Genomic DNA, 22,693 nt, shown 5'->3' with positions numbered 1-22,693 from the left:
GCTCAGGACGGCGTACCGGTGAGGTCGGCCAACACCCGGCGCTGGAAGGCGCGGGCCTGCGGGCCGGACGGGGGTGGGCCGCCGTCGCGGGCGGCGACCGACCGGACCACCAGGTCGGTGGTCGCGGCGTCGACGAGCGGTCCGGCCTCGGCCAGCAGCCGCCGGCCGGCGGCCACCTTGGGCAGCCACACCCCGTGGTGCAGGCGTACCCAGGACCGGCACGCGCCGAGCACGGCGTCCTCCGCTCCGGGTGCGGGCACGTCGCCGGCGGGCAGCGGCAGCGCCAGCCACCACCGCAGCGCCTCGACCACGAGCCGCCGCAGGTCGTCGGGGGAGAGGTCGGCGACGACGTCGGCGGCGGGCGGGCCGAGGAGGGCCCGCCCGCTCTGGTGCAGGATGCTGCGGTCCAGGCCGTACCAGAACAGGCCGTCGGCGGGCGGCCGGTCCGCCGGGCCGTACGACACCCGGAAGGCCATCCCCGCGCCGGTGTTCAGCTCCACCTCGAACCCCGGCTCGGGAGTGCCCGACCGGGCCACCTCCCACCGGTACACCACCAGTTCCAGCCCGCGCGCCGGGCAGGGCAGCGTCTCGTGTCGCAGCCGCGCCATCAGCTCACCGGCCGTCGTGCGGTCCAGCGGGCCGCCGCAGACCAGCGCCACGTCCACGTCACTGCGCCCCGGCTGGTACGCGTCCAACCCCACCGAGCCCGCCGCGTACGCCCCGCGCAGGTCGTCGCCGAGCACCTCGCGCGCGGCGGCGACCAGCTCGGTCAGGTAGCGCAGCAGCGCGTCAGGCATGCTCGAGTTCGCCCGGCGCGCCCCAGCGCATCCCGGCGGGCAGGAAGTACGCCGACACCTCGGTGCCCAGCGCGTGCCGGATCACCATCCGGGCGTGCTCGTCGAGGTCGGGCAGCCGCCCCGGGGCGAACCACCGCACGTCCGGCGACTCCTCGTTGTCGACCCGCAGGTCGCCGCCGAGCAGACGGCAGCGGAAGCCGAGGTTGAGGTACTCGCAGCGGTCCCCGTTCGGGTACGTGCGCGGATGCGTCACCGCGCTGCTCAGCCGCAGCGGCTCGACCTCCAGACCGGTCTCCTCCAGCACCGCGCGGACCACCGCGCTGGCCGGCTGCTCCTCCGGCTCGACGAAGCCACTCACCACCGACCATCGCCCGTCGTAGGCGAGTCGGGAGAGCAACAGCTCGCCCGCGTCGTTCCGGACCACCGCGCTGACGCTGGGTAGCCAAATCAGCTCGTGTCCGACGTGTTCACGCATCCTCAGGATGTATTCCGGTACGCCCATCCGGCGACCTTAGCCGGGTGCCGATCGGCGCTCGCATCCGGTCAGGACGATCCGGCCGGTGGCCCGATTTCCCTGGCAGGCTTGGATTTAGCGAGCCTCGGACGCGCTCGGTGCGCGCGCCGTCGCGGCGTGCCGACATTGTGCCGTCGGCGTCGACATCCGCCGTCGCAGCGACACCCTGTCGTGCACGGAGAGTGTTCGCACTACCTCGACATTTTGTGTTTTTCGCCGTTTTCGCATGTAAAGCCACAAGCAGGTCTACTGTGGAAAAGCCTGGTGACTTGCAGTGTTCCGGTGGCGGGCCGTCGTGTCCCGATGCACAGTGATCCCATGAACGACAGCGGACATGGGCGCTACTACTGGTGTACGCGACACCACCGGGTCGAGCACGAAGCCGACGTGTGCCCTGCCCGGCACGTCCTCGGCCCGTACGCCTCGGCCACCGACGCGGAGAACGCCCTGCAGAAGGTGCGGGAGCGCAACGAAGCGTGGGAAGCCGAGGACGCCCGTAGGGCCGAGGAGGACGGGGAGGAGAAGTAGCCGACGCGGGACGACCTCGCGTCGCGACACCACGTGCGCCGCGAGGGCGGCGGCACGTCCCCAAGGAGGAACCGAGATGGCCGAAGCACAACAGGCCACCCGACCGGCCGCGACGCGAACACCCGCCCGGCAGACTGCCGCCACGGACCGCACCGCCGGCCTCACCCGTACGCCGACCACGCGTCGCGCGAACGGCACCGCCCCGGCCACCCGTACCGCGTCCGGTGCTGCCGGCCGGGCCCCGGCCTCCCAGCGCACCACCGCCACGCCCCCGGCCGCCCGGCGCACCGCCACGGCGACCCCGGCCGCGAACGCGACCGCGTCAGCGGGCACCACGACGGCCCCCGCCCGCAAGCGCGCCGCCGTGAAGTCCCCCGCCAGTCAGATCACCGCGGCGACCCCTGCGGCTGCCGGTCGGAAGACCGCGCCCGGGTCCGCTACGGCTGCCACCGGCGTGAAGCCCACGCCTGCGGCTGCGGCGAAGAAGACGGCCGCTGCCGGTGCGGGGAAGAAGACCACCTCGGCGCGGGCTGCGGCGAGCGAGGGGCGCCCGGCTCCGGCGCGCACCACGACAGCGGCCAAGCGGGCACCGGCCAACAAGGCCACCACAGCGACGGCCACAGCGGCCCGGACCACGGCGGCGCGGACCACGGGTACCCGGAGCACGAGCACTCGGAGCGCGGCGGCCGGCAGTACAGCGGCCCGGGGCACGGCAGCGCGCACCACGGCCGCCAAGGCGTCCGCGAGCGCGGCGACCCCGGCGCGTAAGACCGCGCCCGCCGCGCGCAAGGCCGCGCCGGCTCGGAAGGCTGCTTCCGCCGTGGGCAAGGCCGCGCCGGCCCGGAAGGCTGCTTCCGCCGTGGGTAAGACTGCGCCCGCGCGCAAGGCTGCTTCCGCCGCGCGGAAGGCCGCGCCCGCGCGCAAGGCGACGATGGCGCGGGCCACCACCGCGCGCAAGGCACCGGCCACGAAGACCACGGCGGCGGCCAGCAAGGCACCCGCGCGCAAGACCACCACGGCGTCGACCCGGACCCCCGCCCGTACGACGGCGGCGAAGGCACCCGCGAAGAAGGCCCCGGCGAAGAAGGCGTCCACCGCCGCCCCCGCGACGAAGACGACGGCCGGTCGGACCGTTTCCGCGCGCAAGGCCGCTCCCGCGACGAAGACGGCTCCGGCGAAGAAGGCGGCGACAGGTCGGGCCGCTCCGGCTCGTAAAGCCGCTCCGACGAAGAATGCCTCGACTGGTCGGGCCACACCGGCGCGCAAGACCGCTCCGGCGAAGAAGGCGACAAGTCGCGTCGCTCCGGCGAAGAAGGCGGCTCCGGCGAGGAAAGCGGCGACAGGTCGCGTCGCTCCGGCCCGTAAGACCGCTCCGGCGAAGAAGGCGGCCTCGACCCGGCCGGCCGCGACACGCAAGACGGCGACCGCAGCGAAGAAGACGACGACCCGGGCCACGGCGGCTCGGAAGTCCGCCGTACCGGCGAAGAAGTCCACCGCCTCGGCGCGCACGTCGACAGCACCGGCCCGCAAGTCCACGGCGAGCGCGACGACCAGGGCGGCGGCCCGCAAGTCCACGGCCCCGGCGAAGAAGGCCACGACGAGCGCCGCGAGCCGTGCGCGTCAGTCCACGGGTTCGGCGGCGAAGTCCACCGCGAAGCGGACGACGACCTCGGCCCGCAAGGCCCCCGCCAAGCGAGCCACCGCCAAGTAGGCACCCCACTTCGACGAAGCAGGTCCCTACCCACGCGTTGCCCGTCGGTCACCCTCGCGCGCTCAAGGCCGGTCGGCCTCGCGCGATCATGGAGTTGTGGCCCTCCGCGAAAGCCGCGAAATTGGGCGAGGCGGGTGCCACAACTCCATGATCGACGCGTGCGGGCTCGCCGCACCCGCCACCGACGTGTGGTGGTGGGGTGGTCGGTCGGAGGAGGGCGGGGTGTGCGGGAGGCTGTCAGGATTGGCCCATGGTCATCCGACGGGTTGTCGCACCCCGCATCGATTTCGGCGGGCTACGTCGTGAGTTGGGGCTGCCTGAGGCGTACCCCGAGCAGGCGCAGCGGGAGGCCGACGAGGCGGTCGCCGCACCGCCCCGGCCGGCGGTGGACCGGACGGACGTGCCGCTGGTCACGGTGGATCCGCCGGGGTCGCGGGATCTGGACCAGGCGATGCACCTCAGCCGCCGTACGGGTGGGGGCTTCCGGGTGCGGTACGCGATCGCGGACGTGGCCGCGCACGTACGCCCGGGTGGTGCGTTGGAGGAGGAGACCTGGCGGCGGGGGCAGACGGTGTACCTGCCCGACGGCAACGTGCCGTTGCACCCGCACAGTCTCGGTGAGGGTGCGGCGAGCCTGTTGCCGGACGTGGACCGGGCGGCGGTGCTGTGGACCATCGACCTGGACGCCGAGGGCGCGACCACGGCTGTCTCGCTGGAGCGGGCGCTGGTGCGCAGCCGGGCCCAGTTGGATTATCCGAGTGTGCAGGCCGACGCGGACGCGGGCCGGTTGCCGGAGCCGATCGCGTTGTTGCCGGAGATCGGTGCGCTGCTGACCGCGCGGGGTCTGCGCCGGGGTGCGATCAATCTGCCGATCCCCGAGCAGGACGTGGAGGCCGACGGCGACGGGTGGCGGCTGGTGCTGCGGGCACCGGTGCCGATGGAGGAGCACAACGCGCAGATTTCGCTGCTCACCGGGATGGCGGCGGCGGACCTGATGCTGGCCGGCGGGATCGGGCTGTTGCGGACGATGCCCGCGCCGAAGGCGGAGGCGGTGCAGCGGTTGCGGGCGGCGGCGGGGCCGCTGGGCGTGGACTGGCCGGAGGGGATGAGCGTCGGGGAGTTGCTGCTGGGGTTGGACCCGGCGCAACCGAGGGCCGCCGCCTTCGTCGATCAGGCGGCGGAGCTGATGCGGTCGGCGGCGTACACGGCGTTCGACGGCGAGGTCCCGGAGCAGCCGGTGCACGGTGGGGTGGCGGCGGCGTACGCGCACGTGACAGCGCCGCTGCGTCGGCTGGCCGACCGGTACGCCACGGAGGTCTGCCTGGCCCTGCACGACGGCCGTGCGGTGCCGGACTGGGCCCGGGAGGCGTTGCCCCGGTTGCCGGCGGTGATGTCGACGACGGACCGGGCCGCGTCGGCGGCGAGTCGGGGTGCGATCGACCTGGCCGAGGCGGTGTTGTTGGCGCACCGGGTGGGGGAGACGTTCGACGCGGCGGTGCTGGACGTCGACGCGCCGCCGAACGGCAAGGGGCGCGCGAACCGTCCGCCCGGGGGCGCGGTGGCCCTGGACGATCCGCCGGTACGGGCCCGGTGCACCGGCGAGCTGACGCTCGGCACCCGGGTCCGGGTCCGACTGGTCGCGGCCGACCCGGCCACCCGCACGGTCACCTTCGCCCTGGCCTGATCCGGCTCACGGCGGTCTCCGACGGGCGGCGGGACCCGGCTCGCCGCGATCCTCGACCACCGGGACCCCGCAACGGTCGGCGGTGCGTAGTCGCGACGCTGCGGGCGGTTGCCGTCGGGCCTGCTCAGCGGGGTTTGTCACAGCTCAGAGCGCTGCTGCGGGGCCGCAGGATTTGCGAGGATGACGACCATGGCATATGACGCGAGCGACCTGCCCGACGTTTCCGGGCTCACCGTCGGCATCATCGGTGGCACCGGTGACCAGGGCCGGGGGCTCGCCTACCGGTTCGCCCGGGCCGGTCAGACGGTGCTCATCGGTTCCCGTTCCGCGCAGCGCGCGGCCGAGTCGGCTGCGGAGATCGCGGCCCTGCCGGGCGTACCGGCGGAGGGCAGCGTGACCGGGGCGGACAACGAGGAGGTGGCCCGGCGCAGCGACGTGGTGATCATCGCGGTGCCGTGGGACGGGCACGCCGCCATCGTCTCCGCGCTCGCCGCACCGCTCGCCGGCAAGATCGTGGTCGACTGCGTGAACCCGCTCGGCTTCGACAAGCAGGGCCCGTACGCGTTGCCGGTGTCGGAGGGCAGCGCCGTCCAGCAGGCCGCCGCGCTACTGCCCGACTCCCGGGTCTGCGCCGCGTTCAACCACGTCAGCGCGCCGCTGCTGGCCGACCCGGAGATCGACCGGATCGAGCTGGACGTGCTGATCTGCACCGAGGAGCGGGAACTGGTCGGGATCGTCGGCGCGCTCGCCGCCCGGATCCCCGGCATGCGGGGCATCTACGCCGGACGGCTGCGCAACGCGCACCAGATCGAGGCGTTCACCGCCAACCTGATCGCGATCAACAAGCGCTACAAGGCGCACGCGGGCGTCCGCGTCACCGACGTCTGAGTGACCGTACGACGCAGCGGCCCGCCGGGATCCCGGCGGGCCGCTGCGTCGTACGCAGGGATCAGAAGACGACCTCGACGCCGGCCTTCTTGCAGGCGGCGGTGAGGTTCTCGCCGGCCTTGGCGAAGCCCGGGTTGTCGGCGGCGGCGGCCGGATCGGCGGCGGCTGCCGCCCGACCCGCCTCGGTGCTGAACTTGCCCATCGCGGCGGCCACCTTGCTGTCGCCGCCACCGCTGGCGGCGAGCTTCGTCATCTCCTTCTCCAACCCGCCCAGGATCTCCTTGAACACGGCCGGGGTCGGCTCGCCGCCGGACTGAAGGGCCTTGACGAGTTCGGCCCGCATCCCGTCACTGGCCTTCTTCGCCGACTGGCACAACTTCTTGTCGCCGACCACGTCGGCGGCGCTGGCCGTCGACGGCGCGGAGGCGGCGGGGGTCGGGGTGGCCGAGGGCGGCGCGACCGTGGCGGTGGGGGGTACGGCGGACGGGGCGGTGTCGGCGGCGGTGTCGGCCGAGTCCCCGCCGCAGGCGGTGAGCGCCAGCAGGCAGGCGCACGCCAGGGTCAGGACGGAGGTGTGCATTCGCTTCACGGGCCGGTACGTTAGCCGCCTTCCGCAGATCCCGCTGCCCGGTTCCGACGGTGCCGCCGCAGGGACGGGCAGGTCGGTGGGCGTGTCACGGCCCGTGCGTGCGTCCACGGGCCGTGACGGTCCGCTCAGAAGGTGTGTTCGGCGCCGGGGAACTCCCCGCCGCGTACCTCGTCGGCGAAGCGCCGGGTGGCCTCGCCGAGCACGCCCGCGAGGTCGGCGTACCGCTTGACGAACCGGGGCGTCCGGCCGGTGCGCAGCCCCGCCATGTCCTGCCAGACCAGCACCTGGGCGTCGGTCTCCGGGCCGGCGCCGATGCCCACGGTCGGGATGCTCAGCTCCGCGGTGATCCGTTTGGCGACCTCACCGGGCACCATCTCCAGCACCACCGCGAAGGCGCCCGCCTCGGCCACCGCCCGCGCGTCGGCGATCACGTCCTCGGCGGTGTCGCCCCGGCCCTGCACCCGGTAGCCGCCGATGGTGTGTTCGCTCTGCGGCGTGAACCCGATGTGCGCCATCACCGGGATGCCGGCGCCGACGACGGCGGCGATCTGGTCGGCGCAGCGCCGGCCGCCCTCCAGCTTCACCGCGTGGCAGCCGCCCTCCTTCATGAACCGCACGGCGGTCCGCAGGGCCTGGGTGGGGCCCTCCTCGTACGAGCCGAACGGCAGGTCACCGACGACGAGCGCCTGGCGGGTGGCCCGGACGACGGCCCGGACCAGCGGCAGCAGCTCCTCGGCGGTGATCGGGAGGGTGGTCTCGTAGCCGAACACGTTGTTGGCGGCCGAGTCGCCGACCAGCAGCACCGGGATGCCGGCGGCGTCGAAGATCGAGGCGCTGTACTGGTCGTACGAGGTGAGCATGGGCCACTTCTCGCCGCGTTCCTTGGCGGCGATCAGGTCGCGGGTGCGGACCCGTCGGGTGACCGGGCCGCCGTAGAGGGCGGTCACCTCGGTCGGGGTGGACTCCACCATGACTGTCTCCTTCCTCGAGGCCGCGTACGCGGTCCCCGGGCTCTGCCGCGATCGTCGCACCGGCGGCCCCGGTCGCGGCAGAGCGCAGTGGAGGATGTCACTCGCCGGTGGTCAGCCGTCCTCGCGCCACCGGTTGGTGATCGGCAGCCGCCGGTCCCGCCCGAACGCCTTCATCGAGATCTTCGCCCCGGGCGCGGACTGGCGGCGCTTGAACTCGGCGGTATCCACCAGCCGGAGCACCTTGTCCACCACCGCCGGGTCGTGCCCGGAGGCCACCAGGCCGTCGCGGCCCAGGTCGCCGTCGATGTAGCCGATCAGGATCGGGTCGAGGACGTCGTAGTCGGGCAGCGCGTCGCTGTCGAGCTGGCCGGGGCTCAGTTCGGCGCTGGGCGGCTTGCCGATCGAGTTCTCCGGGATCGGCGGCGTCCCGCCCCGCCGGGTCGCCTCGGCGTTGCGCCAGGTGGCCAGCCGCCAGACCAGTGTCTTCCAGACGTCCTTGATCGGGTTGAAGCCGCCGACCGAGTCGCCGTAGATGGTGGAGTAGCCGACCGCCAGTTCGCTCTTGTTGCCGGTGGTGAGCACCAGGTGGCCCTCCTGGTTGGACAGCGCCATCAGGATGACGGCGCGTACCCGGGCCTGGAGGTTCTCCACCGCCACCCCGGAGAGCGACATGTTCGCCAGGAAGGTGTCCACCATCGGTTGGATGGGCTCGACCCGGTAGTCCAGGCCGGTGCGCTCGGCCAGGTCGGCGGCGTCGTCGCGGCTGTGCCCGGAGGAGTGCTGGCTGGGCATGGAGAGGGCGACCACCCGGTCGGGACCGAGCGCGTCCACCGCGATGGCGGCCACCACGGCCGAGTCGATGCCGCCGGAGAGCCCGAGCACCACCGAGGGGAAGCCGTTCTTGTCGACGTAGTCACGCAGGGCCAGGACCAGGGCCTCCCACACCTCGGCCTCGTCGGCGACCGGCTCGACGATCCCGCCGTGGACCGGCGGGCCGTCCGGTGCCGGGGGCAGGGCGTCGATCGTGCCCCGCACCATCCGCAGCCCGCCGGTGAGCGCGGCGCCGTCGCGGGCACCGCCGAGGGTGGCGCCCGGACCGCTGCCCGTCTCCGGCAGCTCCACGTCGTGCACGAGCAGGTGCTCCACGAACTGCGGCGCACGGGTCAGCAGCGTGCCGTCCGCCGCGACGATCATGGAGTCGCCCTCGAAGACCAGCTCGTCCTGGCCGCCGACCATGTTGACGTACGCGATGGTCGCCTCGGCCTCGGCGGCGCGCCGGCGGACCACCGGCAGACGCAGGTCGTCCTTGTTCAGCTCGTACGGCGAGCCGTTGATGCTGACCACCAGCCCGACCCCGGCGTCGCGGGCGGCGGCGAACGGGCCGCCGGCCTGCCACAGGTCCTCGCAGATGGTCAGCGCCACGTCCACCCCGCCGAGCCGGACGACGGTCAGCGTGTCGCCGGGCACGAAGTAGCGGTCCTCGTCGAAGACGCCGTAGTTGGGCAGGTGGTGCTTGTAGTAGGAGACCACCACCTCGCCCCGGTGCAGCAGGGCGGCGGCGTTGCGGGCCCCCCGGCCCGGCTCGGCGTCCGGGCTGACCTGGGGCGGGCCGTCGGCGTCGAGGTATCCCACCACGACCGGCAGGTCTCCCAGCCCGTCGGCGGCCAGGTCGGCGGCGAGGCGGCGCAGCGCCGCCTGGGACGCCGCGACGAAGGAGCGCCGGAACACCAGGTCCTCGACCGGGTAGCCGGTCAGCGCCAGCTCCGGGAAGAGCACGAGTCCGGCTCCGGCGTCGGCGGATCTCCGGGTCCACGAGCGGATCATCTCGGCGTTGCCGGCGATGTCGCCGACCCGGGGGTTGACCTGGCACAGAGCGAGACGCAGGGTGGGCATGTCCTCATCTTGCCCACGGTGGGCGGACTCGACACGTGGTGTCCGCGCAGACCACGCCACCCGGCGACCGGGGGTCGGGACTGGGCGGGACGCAGTGGCCGCGGGTCGGTTAACGTCTGCGTAATCGGGTCGGTGGAGACTGGTCGGTCAGGTCGGGTAATCACCGTCCGAAGCCGGACATAGCGTGTCGCGGAAGGTTGGGGCAGTGGACCGTCAGCAGGAGTTCGTCCTCCGCACGCTCGAAGAGCGGGACATCCGTTTCGTCCGGCTGTGGTTCACCGACGTGCTCGGCACGCTCAAGAGCGTCTCCGTCGCCCCCGCCGAGTTGGAGGCCGCCTTCGAGGAGGGCATCGGGTTCGACGGCTCGGCGATCGAGGGCTTCGCCCGGGTCTTCGAGTCGGACATGGTCGCCATGCCCGACCCGACCACCTTCCAGGTCTTCCCGTTCGAGGGCGGGGTCAGCGGCGAGAGCGCCCGGATGTTCTGCGACATCCTGCTCCCCGACGGCGGGCCCTCCTGGGCCGACCCCCGGCACGTGCTGCGCCGGGCGCTGTCCCGGGCGGCGGAGAAGGGCTTCACCTTCTACACCCACCCCGAGATCGAGTTCTTCCTGCTGGAGAACGGCCCGATGGACGGCAGCGTCCCGGTGCCGGTGGACAGCGGCGGCTACTTCGAGCACACCACGCACGCGGTGGCCCGCGACTTCCGCCGCCAGGCCGTGCTGTCGCTGGAACGGATCGGCATCTCGGTCGAGTTCAGCCACCACGAGGTCGCCCCCGGCCAGCAGGAGATCGACCTGCGCTACGCCGACGCGCTGACCACCGCCGACAACATCATGACCTTCCGGCACGTGGTCAAGGAGGTGGCGCTCTCCACCGGCGTGCAGGCCACCTTCATGCCCAAGCCCTTCACCGACCAGCCCGGCAGCGGCATGCACACCCACCTGTCGCTGTTCGAGGGGGAGCGCAACGCGTTCCACGACGCGGGCGACCCGATGAAGCTCTCCAAGGTGGCCCGGGCGTTCATCGCCGGGCTGCTGGTGCACGCCCGCGAGTACACGGCGGTCACCAACCAGTGGGTCAACTCCTACAAGCGGCTCTTCCCCCAGGCGTTGCCGGACCGGGTCACCGAGAGCCCGGCGTACGTGTGCTGGGGGCACCTGAACCGCTCCGCGCTGGTCCGCGTCCCGGCGTACGGCAAGCCGAACTCGGCCCGGGTGGAGGTCCGCTCGCCCGACTCGGCGGCCAACCCGTACCTCGCCTTCGCGGTGCTGCTCGGCGCCGGGATGAAGGGCATCGAGGAGGGGTACGAGCTGCCGCCGGGCGCCGAGGACGACGTCTGGTCGCTGACCAGCGCCGAGCGCCGCGCCATGGGGTACGAACCACTGCCGGAGAACCTCGCCGAGGCGATCGACGTGATGGCCGGCTCGGAGCTGGTCGCCGAGGTGCTCGGCGAGCACGTCTTCGACTTCTTCCTGCGTAACAAGCGGGCCGAGTGGGAGCAGTACCGCCGCGAGGTCACCCCGTACGAGCGCCAGCGGTACCTGTCGCTGTAGGACCGCCACCACCGCCCGGGCGGGCGTTGCGCGGTGCCGCTATCGTCTCGATCACCGTGCCGGCGCCCGCCGGCCGCAGACGGTGGGGGAGGCAGTCGGTGCTGGAGGATCTGCTCAGCGGAGCCTGGCAGAGCGTGGTGTTCGGGGTGGTCGGGGTCGGGCTGATGGCCGCCGGTTTCGTCCTGGTCGACCTGCTGACCCCGGGCAAGCTGCGGGACCTGATCTGGATACGCCGCAACGCCAACGCCGGCCTGCTGCTCGCCGCCAACCAGCTCGGCGTCGCCGGGATCGTCTTCACCGCGATCCTGACCAGCTACAGCGACTTCGCCAAGGGGCTCGCCTCGACGATCCTGTTCGGAGTGATCGGCCTGGGCATCATGGCGCTGGCCTTCTTCGTGCTGGACCTGCTCACCCCCGGCAAGCTGGGCGAGGTGATCTGCGCCGACGAGCCGCACCCGGTCGCCAAGGTCAGCGCCGCCACCCACTTCGGTGCCGCGCTGATCGTCTGCGCCTGTATCGCCTAAGCCGACTCACACGACCGCGGGGCGGCATCCGGACGGATGCCGCCCCGCGCGCGGTGTCACTTCCCGGGGGTCCCAGCGGGGCCGCCCCGGCCGGCCCAGCCGCCCGGCCCGCCGAACACGCCGGCCTCCACGGCCGCGGTGATCGCGTCGGCCTGCTCCTGGGTGAGCTTGCCGTCCTCGACCGCCTTGGCCAACCGCTCGGTCAGCGCCTCCGTACGGTCCTCGGGAGAGCCCTTCGGCCCCCGGTCCCCGTCAGGACGCTCGCGACCCTCGCCGTCCGGGCGACCCTGCGGCTTGTGCTCCTCACGGAGCTTCTCCAGCGCCTCGGTGACCTTCTCGGTGGGTACGCCCAGCTCCTCGGCCAGGGACTCGGCGAACTTCGCCCGGTGCGCGCCCGGCTCCGGCCGCTTCTCGTCCTGCTGCTCGGCGCTCGCGCTGGCGCTGGGGGTGGCCTTGTCGTCGGCGAGCGCCACCGTGGGGGCGGCGATCCCCACGCCGAGGACACCCGCGGCGGCCAGCCCGGCCAGCAGGTGCTTCTTCGAGATCGTGCGGGACATCGGTCCTCCAACTCGTCGGTGATGCGATGACGTCACCGACAGTGACCAGCCTGGCTGGGGTCGAGCCGTGGCAGACCTGTCAGCGAGCTGGCAATCGCGCCGCGAATACCGGATGAACCGGACTTTCGGGTGGTTCAGTGGACAGCCGGGTCCACGGTCACCGTGCCGGCGTCGGCGTCGAGGACGGCCCGGGTGCCCACCGGCACACTGAGCTGACCGGGCCCGTGCCCGACCGGCAGCCCGCCCAGCACCGGTACGCCCAGGTCGCCCAGACGTTCGGTGAGTACGTCGGCGACGCTCACCGGCCAGCCGTCCGCGCAGTCGGTGAACTGGCCCACCGCCACCCCTGCCAGCCCGTCCAACGCGCCCGCCCGACGCAACTGGGTCAGCATCCGGTCGACCTTGTAGGGCGGCTCCTGCACGTCCTCCAGCAACAGCACCGCCCCGCTCAGGTCCGGCATGTCCGGGGTGCCCACCGAGGCCACCACCAGGCAGAGGTTGCCGCCCAGCAGTCGGCCGACGGCCCGGCCCGAGGTGCGTACCGGGAAGGTGTCCTCGGTCTCGACCGCGCGTACGGTCACCGGCGCGGTGGTGGTCAGCGCCGCGTGCAGGGACTCGGCCGACGCCAACGGCGTGCGCTCGTCCCGCCACGCCGCCCCCGGCCCGTGCACCCCGGCCAGCCGGGCGCCCCGCCACAGCGCCAGTTGCAGCGCGGTGATGTCGGAGAACCCGGCCACCACCTTGGGATCGCGGCGCACCGCCGCCATGTCGATCGCGTCCACCACCCGCTGTGCGCCGTACCCGCCCCGGGTGCAGATCACCCCGCGCACCGTCGGGTCGCCGAAGGCGGTGTTCAGGTCGGCCGCCCGCTGTGCGTCCGTGCCGGCCAGGTAGCCCTGCCGCGCGTACACGTGCGGGGCGGGCACCGGCCGCAGGCCCCAGCCGGTGAGCAGCTCTATGCCCCGGGCCACCCGTTCCGGACGGGTCGGCCCGGACGGCGAGACCAGCATCACCGTGTCGCCGGGGCGCAGCGCCGGCGGGCGTACGACGTGATCGGGTGCGGTGTGGTGGGACACAGCGGCAGAGCCTAGTGCGGTGTCCAGGAACGTCCACTGGACCTCGCCGCGACACCGCCGACGTTCCTGGACACCGCACCGGTCCCGCGCGCCGGGCCCGTCGGCCGGACCGGATAGCCTCGACGGCGTGGCTACCGCGTTGGTGATCGAGAACGACCCGACCGACGATGCGCGACGGCTCGGCGAGTGGCTGACCGAGGCCGGTCTGGAGCTGTCGGTGTCCCGCCCGCACGCGGGCGACCCGCTCCCCGCCGACCTCGACGGGTACGCCGCGCTGGTGGTGCTCGGCGGCGACCAGCAGGCCTACCCGGACCCGGACGGCAAGCCCGGCGCGTCCTGGCTGCCGGCGGTGGAGGGGCTGCTCCGCAAGGCCGTCCGGCACCGTGTCCCGACACTCGGGGTCTGCCTCGGTGCGCAACTGCTCGCCACCGCGCACGCCGGCACGGTCGAGCGCAGCCGCTCCGGGCCGGAGGTGGGGCCCGCCGTGGTCGGCCGGCGTGACGCCGCCGAGAACGATCCGCTGTTCCGGTACGTCCCGCTCATCCCCGACGTGCTCCAGTGGCACACCGACGAGATCACCGAGCTGCCGGCCGGTGCGACCCTGCTGGCCGCCTCCACCCGCTTCCCGCACCAGGCGTTCCGCCTCGGCGACCGGGCCTGGGGCCTGCAGTTCCACATCGAGTGCGACGCCGACATGATCGCCGAGTGGGCGACCGACTCGGCGGTGCTGGCCGAGCTCGACTACGACCCGGAGCTGGTGGTCGCCGCCTGCGCCGCGGTGCTGGCCGACGTGGAGGACGTCTGGCAGCCCTTCGCCGCCAGGTTCGCCGCCCTGGCCCTGGGCGAACTGGACGACAGCGGGTCGCGCCGCACCCTGCCGCTGCTCGGGCACTGATGGGCCGCCCGAGCAACGCCACCGGCCGGCTCGCCCGGTACGGCTTCGGCATCACCGACGACGACCTCGGCGCCCGCGCCGCCGACCTGCTCGGCCCGGACGGGCTCGACCTGTGGCGCCCGCAGACCCAGGAGCCCACCGGCGACCAGGCGCGGGAACTGCTCACCGCGCTGTCCCGGGCCGCCGACCCGGACCTGGCGCTGCGCCAACTGCACCGGATGGTCGAGGCCGAGCGCCGCGCCCTGGCCGGCACGAACGGCGGCACCGGTGCGGCGGTACGCCAGCGCGGCGCCGGACCGGGCCAGGCCACCGCCCCCGCCCAGGGGCAGCCGGTGGCCGCCTCGACCGGAGGCATCGGCGCCGGGTCGCCGCTGCTGGCCGCGCTGCACGACGACCCGGGGCTGCGCCGTCGACTGATCGCCGTGCTGGGCGCCTCCTCGGCACTGGGCGACCACCTCGTCGCCAACCCGGACCAGTGGACGGTGCTGCGCACCGAGTCGGACGGGCTCGCCCCGACCGCCGACGGGCGGCTGGACCTGACCGGCGAGGGCAACCCGGTGGCGGTGCTGCGTCGGGCGTACCGGCTGGCGCTGCTGCGCGTCGCGGCGGCCGACCTGACCGGCGGGCGCGGCCTGGAGCAGACCATGGCCGCACTCTCCACGCTGGCCGACGCCACCCTCACCGCCGCGTACGCGATCGCCGTGACCGAGCTGCCCGAGGGCGCCCGGGAGCCGCGCCTGGGCGTGGTGGCGATGGGCAAGTGCGGCGGCGGCGAGCTGAACTACGTCTCGGACGTCGACGTGATCTTCGTGGCCGCCGAGGACGACGACCTGGCGGCGGCCACCACCGTCGCCACCCGGCTGATCCACATCTGCGGGCTGGTCGCCTGGCCGGTCGACGCCGCGCTGCGTCCCGAGGGCAACCGGGGGCCGCTGGTGCGTACGCTCGCCAGCCACCTGGCGTACTACCGGCGCTGGGCCCGCACCTGGGAGTTCCAGGCGCTGCTCAAGGCCCGTCCGGCCGCCGGTGACCTGGCGCTCGGCCGGGAGTGGATCAATGAGCTGGCGCCGCTGCTCTGGCACGCCGCCGAGCGGCCCGAGGCGGTCGAGGACGTCCGGGCCATGCGTCGGAAGATCATCGACAACATCCCGGCCAAGGAGCAGGAACGCGAGATCAAGCGCGGTCCCGGCGGCCTGCGCGACATCGAGTTCGCGGTGCAGTTGCTGCAACTCGTGCACGGCCGGGGCGACGAGTCCCTGCGCGCACCCGGCACCATCCCCACCCTGCGGGCGCTGGTCACCGGCGGCTACGTCGGCCGGGCCGACGGGGAGGCGCTGCTGCGCGGCTACCGCTTCCTACGCGGCGTCGAGCACCGCCTGCAACTCCAGGGCCTGCGGCGCACCCACACCGTGCCGACCGAACCGGGCGCGCTGCGTTGGCTCGCCGCCGCGCTCGGCTACACCGCCACGCCGGGACGCAGCGCCGTCGAGGAGTTCCGCGCCGAGTGGGTCACCCACGCCACCGAGGTACGCCGACTGCACGCCAAACTGCTCTACCGGCCGCTGCTGGAGTCGGTGGCCCGGGTACCCGCCGACGGCCTGCGCCTGACCCCGGAGGCGGCCCGCAACCGGCTGGAGATCCTCGGATTCGCCGACCCGGCCGGGGCGCTGCGTCACCTCCAGGCCCTCACCGGCGGGGTGAGCCGCACCGCCGCCATCCAGCGCACCCTGCTGCCGGTGCTGCTCAGCGAGTTCGCCGACGCCCCGGAACCCGACCGTGGCCTGCTCAACTACCGCCAGGTCTCCGACTCCCTCGGCAGCACCCCCTGGTATCTGCGCCTGCTGCGTGACTCCGGCCCGGTGGCCCGCAGGCTGGCCCGGGTGCTCTCCTCCTCCCGGTACGTCGCCGACCTGCTGAGCCGGGAACCCGAGTCGCTGCGTCTGCTGGCCGAGGAGAGCGAGCTGACCCCCCGGCCCCGCGAGGTGCTCGGCGACGGGTTCGCCGCCGCGGCCGCCCGCCACACCGACCCGGTCGAGGCGATCCGGGCGGTCCGCGCGCTGCGCCGCCGGGAACTGCTCCGGCTCGCCTGCGCCGACGTGCTCAGCCACGCCGGCTCGCTGACCCCCACCCGCCCCGACACGGATCGCTCGACGCTCGGCGACGTCATCACCGTCGGCACCGCACTGGCCGCCGTCACCGACGCCACCCTGGCCGCCGCGCTGCGGGCCGTCCGCGCCGCCCAGCCCGCCATGCCCGACCTGACGTTCGCGGTGATCGGCATGGGCCGCCTCGGCGGGTACGAGTCGAACTACCTCTCCGACGCCGACGTCCTCTTTGTCTACGAGGCCCCCGAGGGCGTCGCCGAGAGCGCGGCGAGCGCCGCCGCCCACGCCATCGCCGAGGAACTGCGCCGGTTGCTCGGCATGCCGGCACCCGACCCGGCCCTCGGCGTCGACGCCGACCTGCGCCCCGAGGGCCGGCAGGGGCCGTTGGTCCGCAGTCTCGCCGCCTACCAGCAGTACTACGCCCGGTGGTCGCGGGTGTGGGAGGCGCAGGCGCTGCTGCGGGCCCGCTGCGTCTGCGGCGACGCCGACCTGGGCACCCGCTTCGAGCAACTCGTCGACCCGGTCCGCTACCCGGCCGACGGCCTCACCCGGGAACAGATCATCGAGATCCGCCGGATCAAGGCCCGGGTGGAGACCGAACGGCTGCCCCGGGGCGCCGACCCGGCCACCCACACCAAACTGGGCCGGGGCGGCCTCGCCGACGTCGAGTGGGCGGTGCAGTTGCTCCAGTTGCAGCACGCCGGTGCCCACCCGTCGCTGCGCGGCACCCGTACCCTCGACGCCCTCTCCGCCGCCCGCGACGCCGGCCTGATCGACCCGGCGGACGCCGAGGCGATGACCGCCGGCTGGACCCTGACCGCCCAGGTCCGCAACGCCCTCATGCTGGTCCGGGGCCGGGCCGGCGACCAACTTCCCCGACACGGCGTGGAACTGGCCGGCGTGGTCCGGCTGCTCGGCCGCGACGATCCGGGCGAGTTCCTCGACGAGTACCTGCGCACCGGCCGCCGCTCCCGCGCCGCCATGCAACGCGTCCTGGAGATGTAAGGAAGGGCACCTTATTAACGCCTGCGGTAGAGCAGGGGTCCCCTGCTAACACCCCGTCGAGAGCCCGAGGATCAACCACCGAGGGTGTACGTGCCGGCGCCCGGCACCGTGACCACCGTCCAGTCCCCGTCGGCGTCGACGGTGGCGCCGCCGGACGCGGTCAGCCAGCGGCTGTGCCGGACCCGCACCGGCACCGGGCCCGCGTCCGGGGTGCGGAAGGTCACCGAGGCGCCGTCGGAGCGGACCAGCTCGGCAGGGCCACCCACCAGCGGCGTCGGGTCGGTCACCGCGTACAGCCGCCAGTGGGGGTCGGACCACACCTCGGTCAGGTACGGCAGGCCGCCCGTGACCAGCTCGGCCTCGGCGCGGCCGACCCAGGACAGTGGTGCGTCGGGCACCGCGACGTACTGCACCGCGTACTCGTCGAGCCAGTCCCGGTAGCTGTCGGCGGTCAGCGGCACACCGGTGCCGGCCGCGCCGGGCACGGTGGTGAAGAAGAGCGGGTTGCGGTCGATGTCCGCCTGCCGCAGCCAGCCCCGGGCCAGCGGCACGTCACCCATCCGGGCGGCCTCCCAGTAGTTGCGGGTGGGCGGCACCTCCAGCCGGCCGGTCAGCCCGCGCCGGTCCAGCTCGGCCCGCAGGGGGGCGTAGTAACTCGGACGGCTGGTCGGGTCGCCGATGCTGCGCAGGTCGGCGGAGACCACCGGCGGCTGCCACCAGCACACCGCCGCCAGCAGCACAGCGAGCGCCACCGCCGCCACGCCCCGCCGCCTCGGCCGCGCCGACACCTCGGGTCGCCCGATGAGGTCGGGCCGAGTCGGGGGACTGGCCTGGACCGATCGGCCGGGCTGGGGCGAAGCGTCGGGTCGCGGTGCGATGCGGAGGTGGGCCGAGCGGGCCAGCCAGGCGGGGGGACGGGCGGCGGCGGCCAGGACCGGCAGGGCGAACATGGTCGCCAGCCGGGTGGCGTTCAGCCCGACCGGGGTGTGCACCAGCGCCGCCGCGACCACCCCGCCCGCTGCCAGCACCGCACCCGACCGCACCGGGCGGTAGCCGACCAGCGCGGCCACCAGCAGGGCGGTCACCGTCGCCCGGATCGTGTCGGTCCGGCTGATGTTCATCCAGCCGCCGTCACCGAACAGCACCGCGGTCACCCCCAGCGGCACCGCCGCCGCGACCGCGACGGTCAGCCCGTCGGCGTACCGGCCGGACAGCAGCACGGCGACCCCGGCGAGACCGACGAAGAGTCCGGCCACCGGACTGGCCGCCGAGGCCAGCAACGCCGCCGCACCGGCCAGCACGAGCGGTCGCCACGAACTGCGGCGCCAGGTGAGGGCGAGCAGGGCGGCGAGGCCGAAGGCCACCCCGAGGCCGTACGTCACCCGGCCGGAGACCAGATTGCCGGCGATGGTGACCACCCCGACCAGGCTGCCGAGCAGCGGTCGAGGCACTCCGGTGCGGACCAGTAGCGCGGCGAGGAGGGCCGCCGCCGCGACCACCGCGATCACGCCGGTGAGGCGTACCCCGAGCAGGGCCATCACCGGCTGGGTCAGCAGGCTGTAGCCGAACTGCTGGACCCCCGCGTACCAGCGCAGGTCGACCGGGGTCGCGCCGTGTGCGGCGAAGAAGTCGGCCCGGGCCACCTGCGCCGCCAGGTCCGAACCCATCGCCGGAAGGATGAGGTACGCCACACCGAGCGCCCCGGCGGACGCGGCGGCCAGCGCCACCACCCGACTGCCCCGCATGCCCACCTCCGTACCGCGCTCACGGTACTGGCAGCATGTCGGACGTGTCCCATCACCTCGTGCGCTGGACCGGACTGGCCGGATCGATCATGCTCGCCGTGGCGGCGTTCCTCGGCGGCGCCCTGCCCGACGGCGACCTGCGGCCCACTCCGCTGCGCATCTGGCAGGGGCCGTACGGGCCGCTGATCATCGCGTTGTGGCTGTTCGGTACCGCCGCGATGGCGTTCGCGTGGTGGACGCTGCGGGACCGGGTGCCGTCGGCACGGTGGGCGCTGGTCACCGCCGGGCTGTGGCTCGTGCCGTTCCTGTTCACGCCGCCGCTGGGCAGCCGGGACGCCTACGCGTACGCCTGTCAGGGGGCCAGCTTCGCCAACGGCATCAGCCCGTACGAGTACGGCGTCTCCACGTTGCCGTGTCCGTGGCTGGACACCATGTCGTTCATCTGGCGGGACACCCCGGCGCCGTACGGGCCGCTGTTCGTGGTGCTCTCCGGCGCGATCGTCGCCGCGACCGGCTCGCTGATCGCCAGCATCGCGCTGTTCCGGGTACTCGCGGTCGCCGGTGTGCTGCTGACGGCGGTGAGTGTGCCGGTGCTGGCCCGCCACTGCGGTGTGCCGGTCGGCCGGGCGCTCTGGCTGGCGCTGGCCGGTCCGCTGGTGGGCGTACACCTGATCTCCGGGGTGCACAACGACGCGTTGATGGTCGGGTTCATGGTGGCCGGCCTGGCGATCGTGGTCAGCCGACCGGCCCGGCCGTGGCCGCTGCTGGCCGGTGGCGTGGTGCTCGGCATGGCCGCCGGGATCAAGGTGACCGCCCTGGTGGTGGTCCCGTTCGCGGCGCTGCTGGCGATCGGCGGCGGCTTCACCCTGCGGGGGTTGCTGCGCCACGGCACCCCGGTGGTCGGCGGAGCGGTGGCGACACTGATCGGGGTGACCCTGGGCGCCGGGTTGAACCTCGGCTGGATCACCGGGCTGTCGCACGGCAACGAGGTGATCGCCTGGACCTCGCCGCCGACCGCCGTCGGGCAGACCGTCGGGTACGTGCTGCTGCCGTTCGGCCTGCACGTCGACGCGCTGCCGGTGACCCGGGGGATCGGCATGGTCGTGCTGGCGGCGCTGCTGGTGTGGTTGTGGTTCCGGGCGCGTCACCGGGAACCGCTCTGGCACGCCGCGCTGGCGCTGACCGCTACGGTCGCGCTGGCCCCGCTGTTCCACCCCTGGTACTGGTTCTGGCCGCTGGCGCTGCTCGCCGCCACCGCCCACCGCACCTGGTGGTTCAGCGCGGTCACGGTGTTCGCCGCGTTCCAGGTGCTGGCCGACGGCACCGGCCTGCCCCGGTACACCAAGACGGTCGGTGCGCCGCTGATGACGCTGTTCGTGATCTGGGTGGCGGTCCGCTTGGTACGGTCGGCTCGGGCGGCCCGCCGCCCGGTTCCCGTCGACTGAGGAGAGGCACGCCGGTGACCGAGACCGGCGTCCGACCCGCCTCCACCCGCGACCGCCGCGTCCGGTACGTCGGCCTGCTGGGGGCGGTGGCCCTCACCGTCGCCGCGTACACCGGTGGCGCCCTGCCCGACAGCATCACCACCCGGGCCGGCCACCCCTTTCCGGCCGTACTGCTGTGGCTGCTCGGCACCACCGCCATGGTGGGCGCCTGGTGGACCCTGCGCGCGGGCGCCCCGTCGACCGGGTGGGCGTTACGGACCGCCGCGCTGTGGACGGTGCCGCTGCTGGTCAGCGCACCGCTGGGCAGTCGGGACCTCTACTCGTACGCCTGCCAGGGCTGGGTGTACGCCGACGGCGGTGACCCGTACGCCACCGGTGTCGCCGAGGCGGGATGTCCGTGGCTGGACGCCGTCGCCCCGGTGTGGCGGGACACGGCGGCACCGTACGGCCCGTTCTTCGTCCTTCTCGCCGCGCTCGCCGTGGTCCTCGGCGGCACCCTGGTCGGGACGCTGGCGGTGTTGCGGGTGCTGGCGGTGGCGGGACTGCTGCTGGCCGCGTTCTGCCTGCCCGGCCTGGCGCGGGCGGCGGGGGTGCCGCCCGCGCGGGCGACCTGGCTGGTGCTCGCCTGCCCGCTGGTCGGGGTGCACCTGGTGTCCGGCGCGCACAACGACGCCGTGATGCTCGGTCTGCTCCTGCTCGGTCTGCTCCTGCTCGTCCGACGTCCCGCCTGCTCTGCCGGTGCGCTGTCCGGCGCTGCGGCGCCGCCGCCGGTCGGTGGTGTGCCGGATGCTGCGAGGGGGCACTCGGTCGCCGTGGTGCTGGTCGCCGGGGTGCTGCTCGGCCTGGCGGTCTCGGTGAAGGCGACCGCCGTGGTGGTGCTGCCGTTCGCCGCGCTGGCGGCCGTCCTTGGCCGGTACACGGTGGCGGCACTGCTACGCGACGGCGGCACGCTCGCCATCGGAGTGCTCGGCGCGCTCCTGCTCTCCTCACTGCTCTCCGGTCTCGGGCTGGGCTGGATCGGTGGACTCGGCAGCAGCGGCGACACCGTGCAGTGGACCTCGCCGCCGACCGCCGTCGGCATGCTCGTCGACTACCTCGGTGAAGCGGTCGGGCTGCCGCCCGTCGGTGTGCCGGTGGCCCGGATCCTGGCACTGACACTGCTGGCGGTCCTGCTGGTGCTGCTCTGGTGGCGTACCTGGTCGGCGCTGCGCCACCCCCGCCAGCCGGACCGAGGACAGCGCGGTGAGCACGGGGATGCCCGCGCCGCCGACGCCGCTCCATACGGCCCGCCTGCGGCCCGCGCGACCGGCAACGGCCCGCCTGCTGCGTTCGGTGTCAGCCCGTCGGGGGTGGGCGCGGGGGTGAGCCGGCACCGTTCGGTGCTGCTCGGCGCGGGCTTGGCGCTGGCCCTCACCGTCGTCCTCGCGCCGGTCTTCCACCCCTGGTACGCGACCTGGCCGCTGGCGCTGCTCGCGGTGACGGCGACCCGGACCATCTGGTTCCTGGTGCCGAGCGCGCTGGCGTCCTTCCTCGCCCTGCCGGACGGCACCAACGTGGCTCGGCTGGTGAAGGCACCCGGCGCGGTGGCGATGACCCTGTTGGTCTCTGTCCTGGCGGTCCGATTTCTGTCCCGGATCCGCCGGAACCGTGAGCCACACTGAGCCCAGTTGCCGCGAAGCCGGGTCGCACGCCGACCGCCGGCCGGAGGTGGGGAGATTTGTTGTCGCTCCAGCGACAACAAATCTCCCCACCTACCCGCACCGACACCGTCAGCCCCGGCTGGAGACGCCGCCATGATCCCTCGCGCCTGCCGCCAGCGCCTGCGCCAGCGCGGCCCGGCGTGGGCTCACGCCGCACAGCCGGCACGCTTGCCGATCTGGGCGGTATGCGCGGAGGGCATGGGGCGGAGGTAAGTGGGCGAGGGGCGGGGAGCGGGATGGAGGTTGTGGGCCCTGTGCGGGGGCGTGGGCTGGGACCGGAGTGTGGGAGTGGAGGCTGTGGGCCCTGTGCAAGCTTGTCGCCGGGAGTCGTGCCAACGCGGCCTGCTGCCGAGCCTCGGCGAAGCGTTGTGGCGTGCTGGGGGAGGTGGGGAGATTTGTTGTCGCTGGAGCGACAACAAATCTCCCCACCCTTCGCCGTGGGTTGGTGGCCCACCCTTCGCCGTGGGTTGGTGGCCCACCCTTCGCCGTGGGTTGGTGGCCCGCCCTTCGC

At 73.9% G+C, this 22,693-nt stretch carries 18 protein-coding genes; 9 read left to right on the top strand and 9 right to left on the bottom strand.

Annotation, left to right across the window (positions count from 1 at the left end; all coding sequences use genetic code 11):
* Positions 1-2: 2 nt before the first annotated feature.
* Positions 3-797, bottom strand: a complete 795-nt coding sequence (locus HUT12_RS25120) for a nucleotidyltransferase domain-containing protein (protein ID WP_176094959.1) — start codon at positions 795-797, stop codon at positions 3-5.
* Positions 790-1,299 (bottom strand): NUDIX domain-containing protein, encoded by a 510-nt coding sequence (locus HUT12_RS25115; protein ID WP_131052042.1) that lies wholly within the window; start codon positions 1,297-1,299, stop codon positions 790-792. Before HUT12_RS25115 ends, HUT12_RS25120 begins: the two co-directional genes overlap by 8 nt.
* Positions 1,300-1,629: 330 nt before the next feature.
* Between HUT12_RS25115 and HUT12_RS25110 the strand changes: the two genes are divergently transcribed.
* Positions 1,630-1,839 (top strand): hypothetical protein, encoded by a 210-nt coding sequence (locus tag HUT12_RS25110; protein WP_176094958.1) that lies wholly within the window; start codon positions 1,630-1,632, stop codon positions 1,837-1,839.
* 381 nt (positions 1,840-2,220) lie between these two features.
* Here the strand turns inward: HUT12_RS25110 and HUT12_RS33260 are convergent, their stop codons facing one another.
* Complete coding sequence (locus tag HUT12_RS33260; RefSeq protein ID WP_303393502.1) at positions 2,221-3,435, bottom strand: hypothetical protein; 1,215 nt, start codon at positions 3,433-3,435, stop codon at positions 2,221-2,223.
* A gap of 365 nt (positions 3,436-3,800) precedes the next feature.
* Here HUT12_RS33260 and HUT12_RS25095 point away from each other — a divergent pair, with 365 nt between their 5' ends.
* Together HUT12_RS25095 and npdG are read left to right on the top strand one after the other, a co-directional pair.
* Positions 3,801-5,234: an RNB domain-containing ribonuclease gene (locus HUT12_RS25095; RefSeq protein ID WP_176094957.1), complete on the top strand. Its 1,434-nt coding sequence runs from the start codon at positions 3,801-3,803 to the stop codon at positions 5,232-5,234.
* Between the two features lie 189 nt (positions 5,235-5,423).
* The gene (npdG, locus tag HUT12_RS25090) at positions 5,424-6,122 is read left to right on the top strand and encodes an NADPH-dependent F420 reductase (protein ID WP_176094956.1); all 699 of its coding nucleotides are present in this window, start codon (positions 5,424-5,426) and stop codon (positions 6,120-6,122) included.
* 61 nt (positions 6,123-6,183) lie between these two features.
* Here npdG and HUT12_RS25085 read toward each other — a convergent pair whose 3' ends face one another.
* The 3 genes from HUT12_RS25085 to HUT12_RS25075 form a co-directional block, all read right to left on the bottom strand.
* Positions 6,184-6,702: a hypothetical protein gene (locus HUT12_RS25085; RefSeq protein ID WP_176095959.1), complete on the bottom strand. Its 519-nt coding sequence runs from the start codon at positions 6,700-6,702 to the stop codon at positions 6,184-6,186.
* A gap of 134 nt (positions 6,703-6,836) precedes the next feature.
* Positions 6,837-7,682, bottom strand: a complete 846-nt coding sequence (gene panB, locus HUT12_RS25080) for a 3-methyl-2-oxobutanoate hydroxymethyltransferase (RefSeq protein WP_131054874.1) — start codon at positions 7,680-7,682, stop codon at positions 6,837-6,839.
* Positions 7,683-7,793: 111 nt separating this feature from the next.
* A complete protein-coding gene (locus tag HUT12_RS25075; protein ID WP_176094955.1) occupies positions 7,794-9,575 on the bottom strand; it encodes an NAD+ synthase in 1,782 nt (593 codons plus the stop codon).
* Positions 9,576-9,780: 205 nt separating this feature from the next.
* On the opposite strand from HUT12_RS25075, the gene glnA reads away from it, so the two are divergent.
* A complete protein-coding gene (gene glnA, locus HUT12_RS25070; RefSeq protein ID WP_131054872.1) occupies positions 9,781-11,130 on the top strand; it encodes a type I glutamate--ammonia ligase in 1,350 nt (449 codons plus the stop codon).
* A gap of 98 nt (positions 11,131-11,228) precedes the next feature.
* A complete protein-coding gene (locus HUT12_RS25065) occupies positions 11,229-11,654 on the top strand; it encodes a DUF350 domain-containing protein (protein ID WP_131054871.1) in 426 nt (141 codons plus the stop codon).
* 56 nt (positions 11,655-11,710) lie between these two features.
* Here HUT12_RS25065 and HUT12_RS25060 read toward each other — a convergent pair whose 3' ends face one another.
* Both HUT12_RS25060 and HUT12_RS25055 read right to left on the bottom strand, forming a co-directional pair.
* Entirely contained in the window at positions 11,711-12,211 is a 501-nt protein-coding gene (locus HUT12_RS25060) for a hypothetical protein (RefSeq protein ID WP_176094954.1), read from the bottom strand.
* A 134-nt stretch (positions 12,212-12,345) separates the two neighbouring features.
* Complete coding sequence (locus tag HUT12_RS25055; protein WP_131054875.1) at positions 12,346-13,221, bottom strand: LD-carboxypeptidase; 876 nt, start codon at positions 13,219-13,221, stop codon at positions 12,346-12,348.
* A 193-nt stretch (positions 13,222-13,414) separates the two neighbouring features.
* Here HUT12_RS25055 and HUT12_RS25050 point away from each other — a divergent pair, with 193 nt between their 5' ends.
* Complete coding sequence (locus HUT12_RS25050; RefSeq protein WP_131054869.1) at positions 13,415-14,182, top strand: type 1 glutamine amidotransferase; 768 nt, start codon at positions 13,415-13,417, stop codon at positions 14,180-14,182.
* Complete coding sequence (locus tag HUT12_RS25045; protein ID WP_176094953.1) at positions 14,182-17,292, top strand: bifunctional [glutamine synthetase] adenylyltransferase/[glutamine synthetase]-adenylyl-L-tyrosine phosphorylase; 3,111 nt, start codon at positions 14,182-14,184, stop codon at positions 17,290-17,292. The genes HUT12_RS25050 and HUT12_RS25045 overlap by 1 nt, the downstream gene beginning before the upstream one ends.
* Positions 17,293-17,363: 71 nt before the next feature.
* Here the strand turns inward: HUT12_RS25045 and HUT12_RS25040 are convergent, their stop codons facing one another.
* Positions 17,364-19,037: a hypothetical protein gene (locus HUT12_RS25040; protein WP_176094952.1), complete on the bottom strand. Its 1,674-nt coding sequence runs from the start codon at positions 19,035-19,037 to the stop codon at positions 17,364-17,366.
* 44 nt (positions 19,038-19,081) lie between these two features.
* On the opposite strand from HUT12_RS25040, the gene mptB (HUT12_RS25035) reads away from it, so the two are divergent.
* Both mptB (HUT12_RS25035) and mptB (HUT12_RS25030) read left to right on the top strand, forming a co-directional pair.
* Positions 19,082-20,482 (top strand): polyprenol phosphomannose-dependent alpha 1,6 mannosyltransferase MptB, encoded by a 1,401-nt coding sequence (gene mptB / locus HUT12_RS25035; protein WP_176094951.1) that lies wholly within the window; start codon positions 19,082-19,084, stop codon positions 20,480-20,482.
* A 14-nt stretch (positions 20,483-20,496) separates the two neighbouring features.
* Positions 20,497-22,143 carry a polyprenol phosphomannose-dependent alpha 1,6 mannosyltransferase MptB gene (gene mptB / locus HUT12_RS25030; protein WP_176094950.1) on the top strand — a complete coding sequence of 549 codons (1,647 nt, stop codon included), beginning with the start codon at positions 20,497-20,499 and terminating at the stop codon, positions 22,141-22,143.
* Positions 22,144-22,693 lie beyond the last annotated feature (550 nt).

It is taken from the genome of Verrucosispora sp. NA02020, assembly GCF_013364215.1.
Taxonomy (GTDB): domain Bacteria; phylum Actinomycetota; class Actinomycetes; order Mycobacteriales; family Micromonosporaceae; genus Micromonospora.
The sequence above is the reverse complement of the archived record's forward strand: the minus strand, read 5'-3'. Positions and strand labels throughout refer to the sequence as shown.

Bases quoted from the DNA above. Each gene is read 5' to 3' on its own strand.
- HUT12_RS25120 (WP_176094959.1), bottom strand. From the start codon at position 797: ATGCCTGACGCGCTGCTGCGCTACCTGACCGAGCTGGTCGCCGCCGCG.
- HUT12_RS25115 (WP_131052042.1), bottom strand. From the start codon at position 1,299: ATGGGCGTACCGGAATACATCCTGAGGATGCGTGAACACGTCGGACAC.
- HUT12_RS25110 (WP_176094958.1), top strand. From the start codon at position 1,630: ATGAACGACAGCGGACATGGGCGCTACTACTGGTGTACGCGACACCAC.
- HUT12_RS25095 (WP_176094957.1), top strand. From the start codon at position 3,801: ATGGTCATCCGACGGGTTGTCGCACCCCGCATCGATTTCGGCGGGCTA.
- npdG (WP_176094956.1), top strand. From the start codon at position 5,424: ATGGCATATGACGCGAGCGACCTGCCCGACGTTTCCGGGCTCACCGTC.
- HUT12_RS25085 (WP_176095959.1), bottom strand. From the start codon at position 6,702: ATGCACACCTCCGTCCTGACCCTGGCGTGCGCCTGCCTGCTGGCGCTC.
- panB (WP_131054874.1), bottom strand. From the start codon at position 7,682: ATGGTGGAGTCCACCCCGACCGAGGTGACCGCCCTCTACGGCGGCCCG.
- HUT12_RS25075 (WP_176094955.1), bottom strand. From the start codon at position 9,575: ATGCCCACCCTGCGTCTCGCTCTGTGCCAGGTCAACCCCCGGGTCGGC.
- HUT12_RS25060 (WP_176094954.1), bottom strand. From the start codon at position 12,211: ATGTCCCGCACGATCTCGAAGAAGCACCTGCTGGCCGGGCTGGCCGCC.
- HUT12_RS25055 (WP_131054875.1), bottom strand. From the start codon at position 13,221: ATGCTGGTCTCGCCGTCCGGGCCGACCCGTCCGGAACGGGTGGCCCGG.
- HUT12_RS25045 (WP_176094953.1), top strand. From the start codon at position 14,182: ATGGGCCGCCCGAGCAACGCCACCGGCCGGCTCGCCCGGTACGGCTTC.
- HUT12_RS25040 (WP_176094952.1), bottom strand. From the start codon at position 19,037: ATGCGGGGCAGTCGGGTGGTGGCGCTGGCCGCCGCGTCCGCCGGGGCG.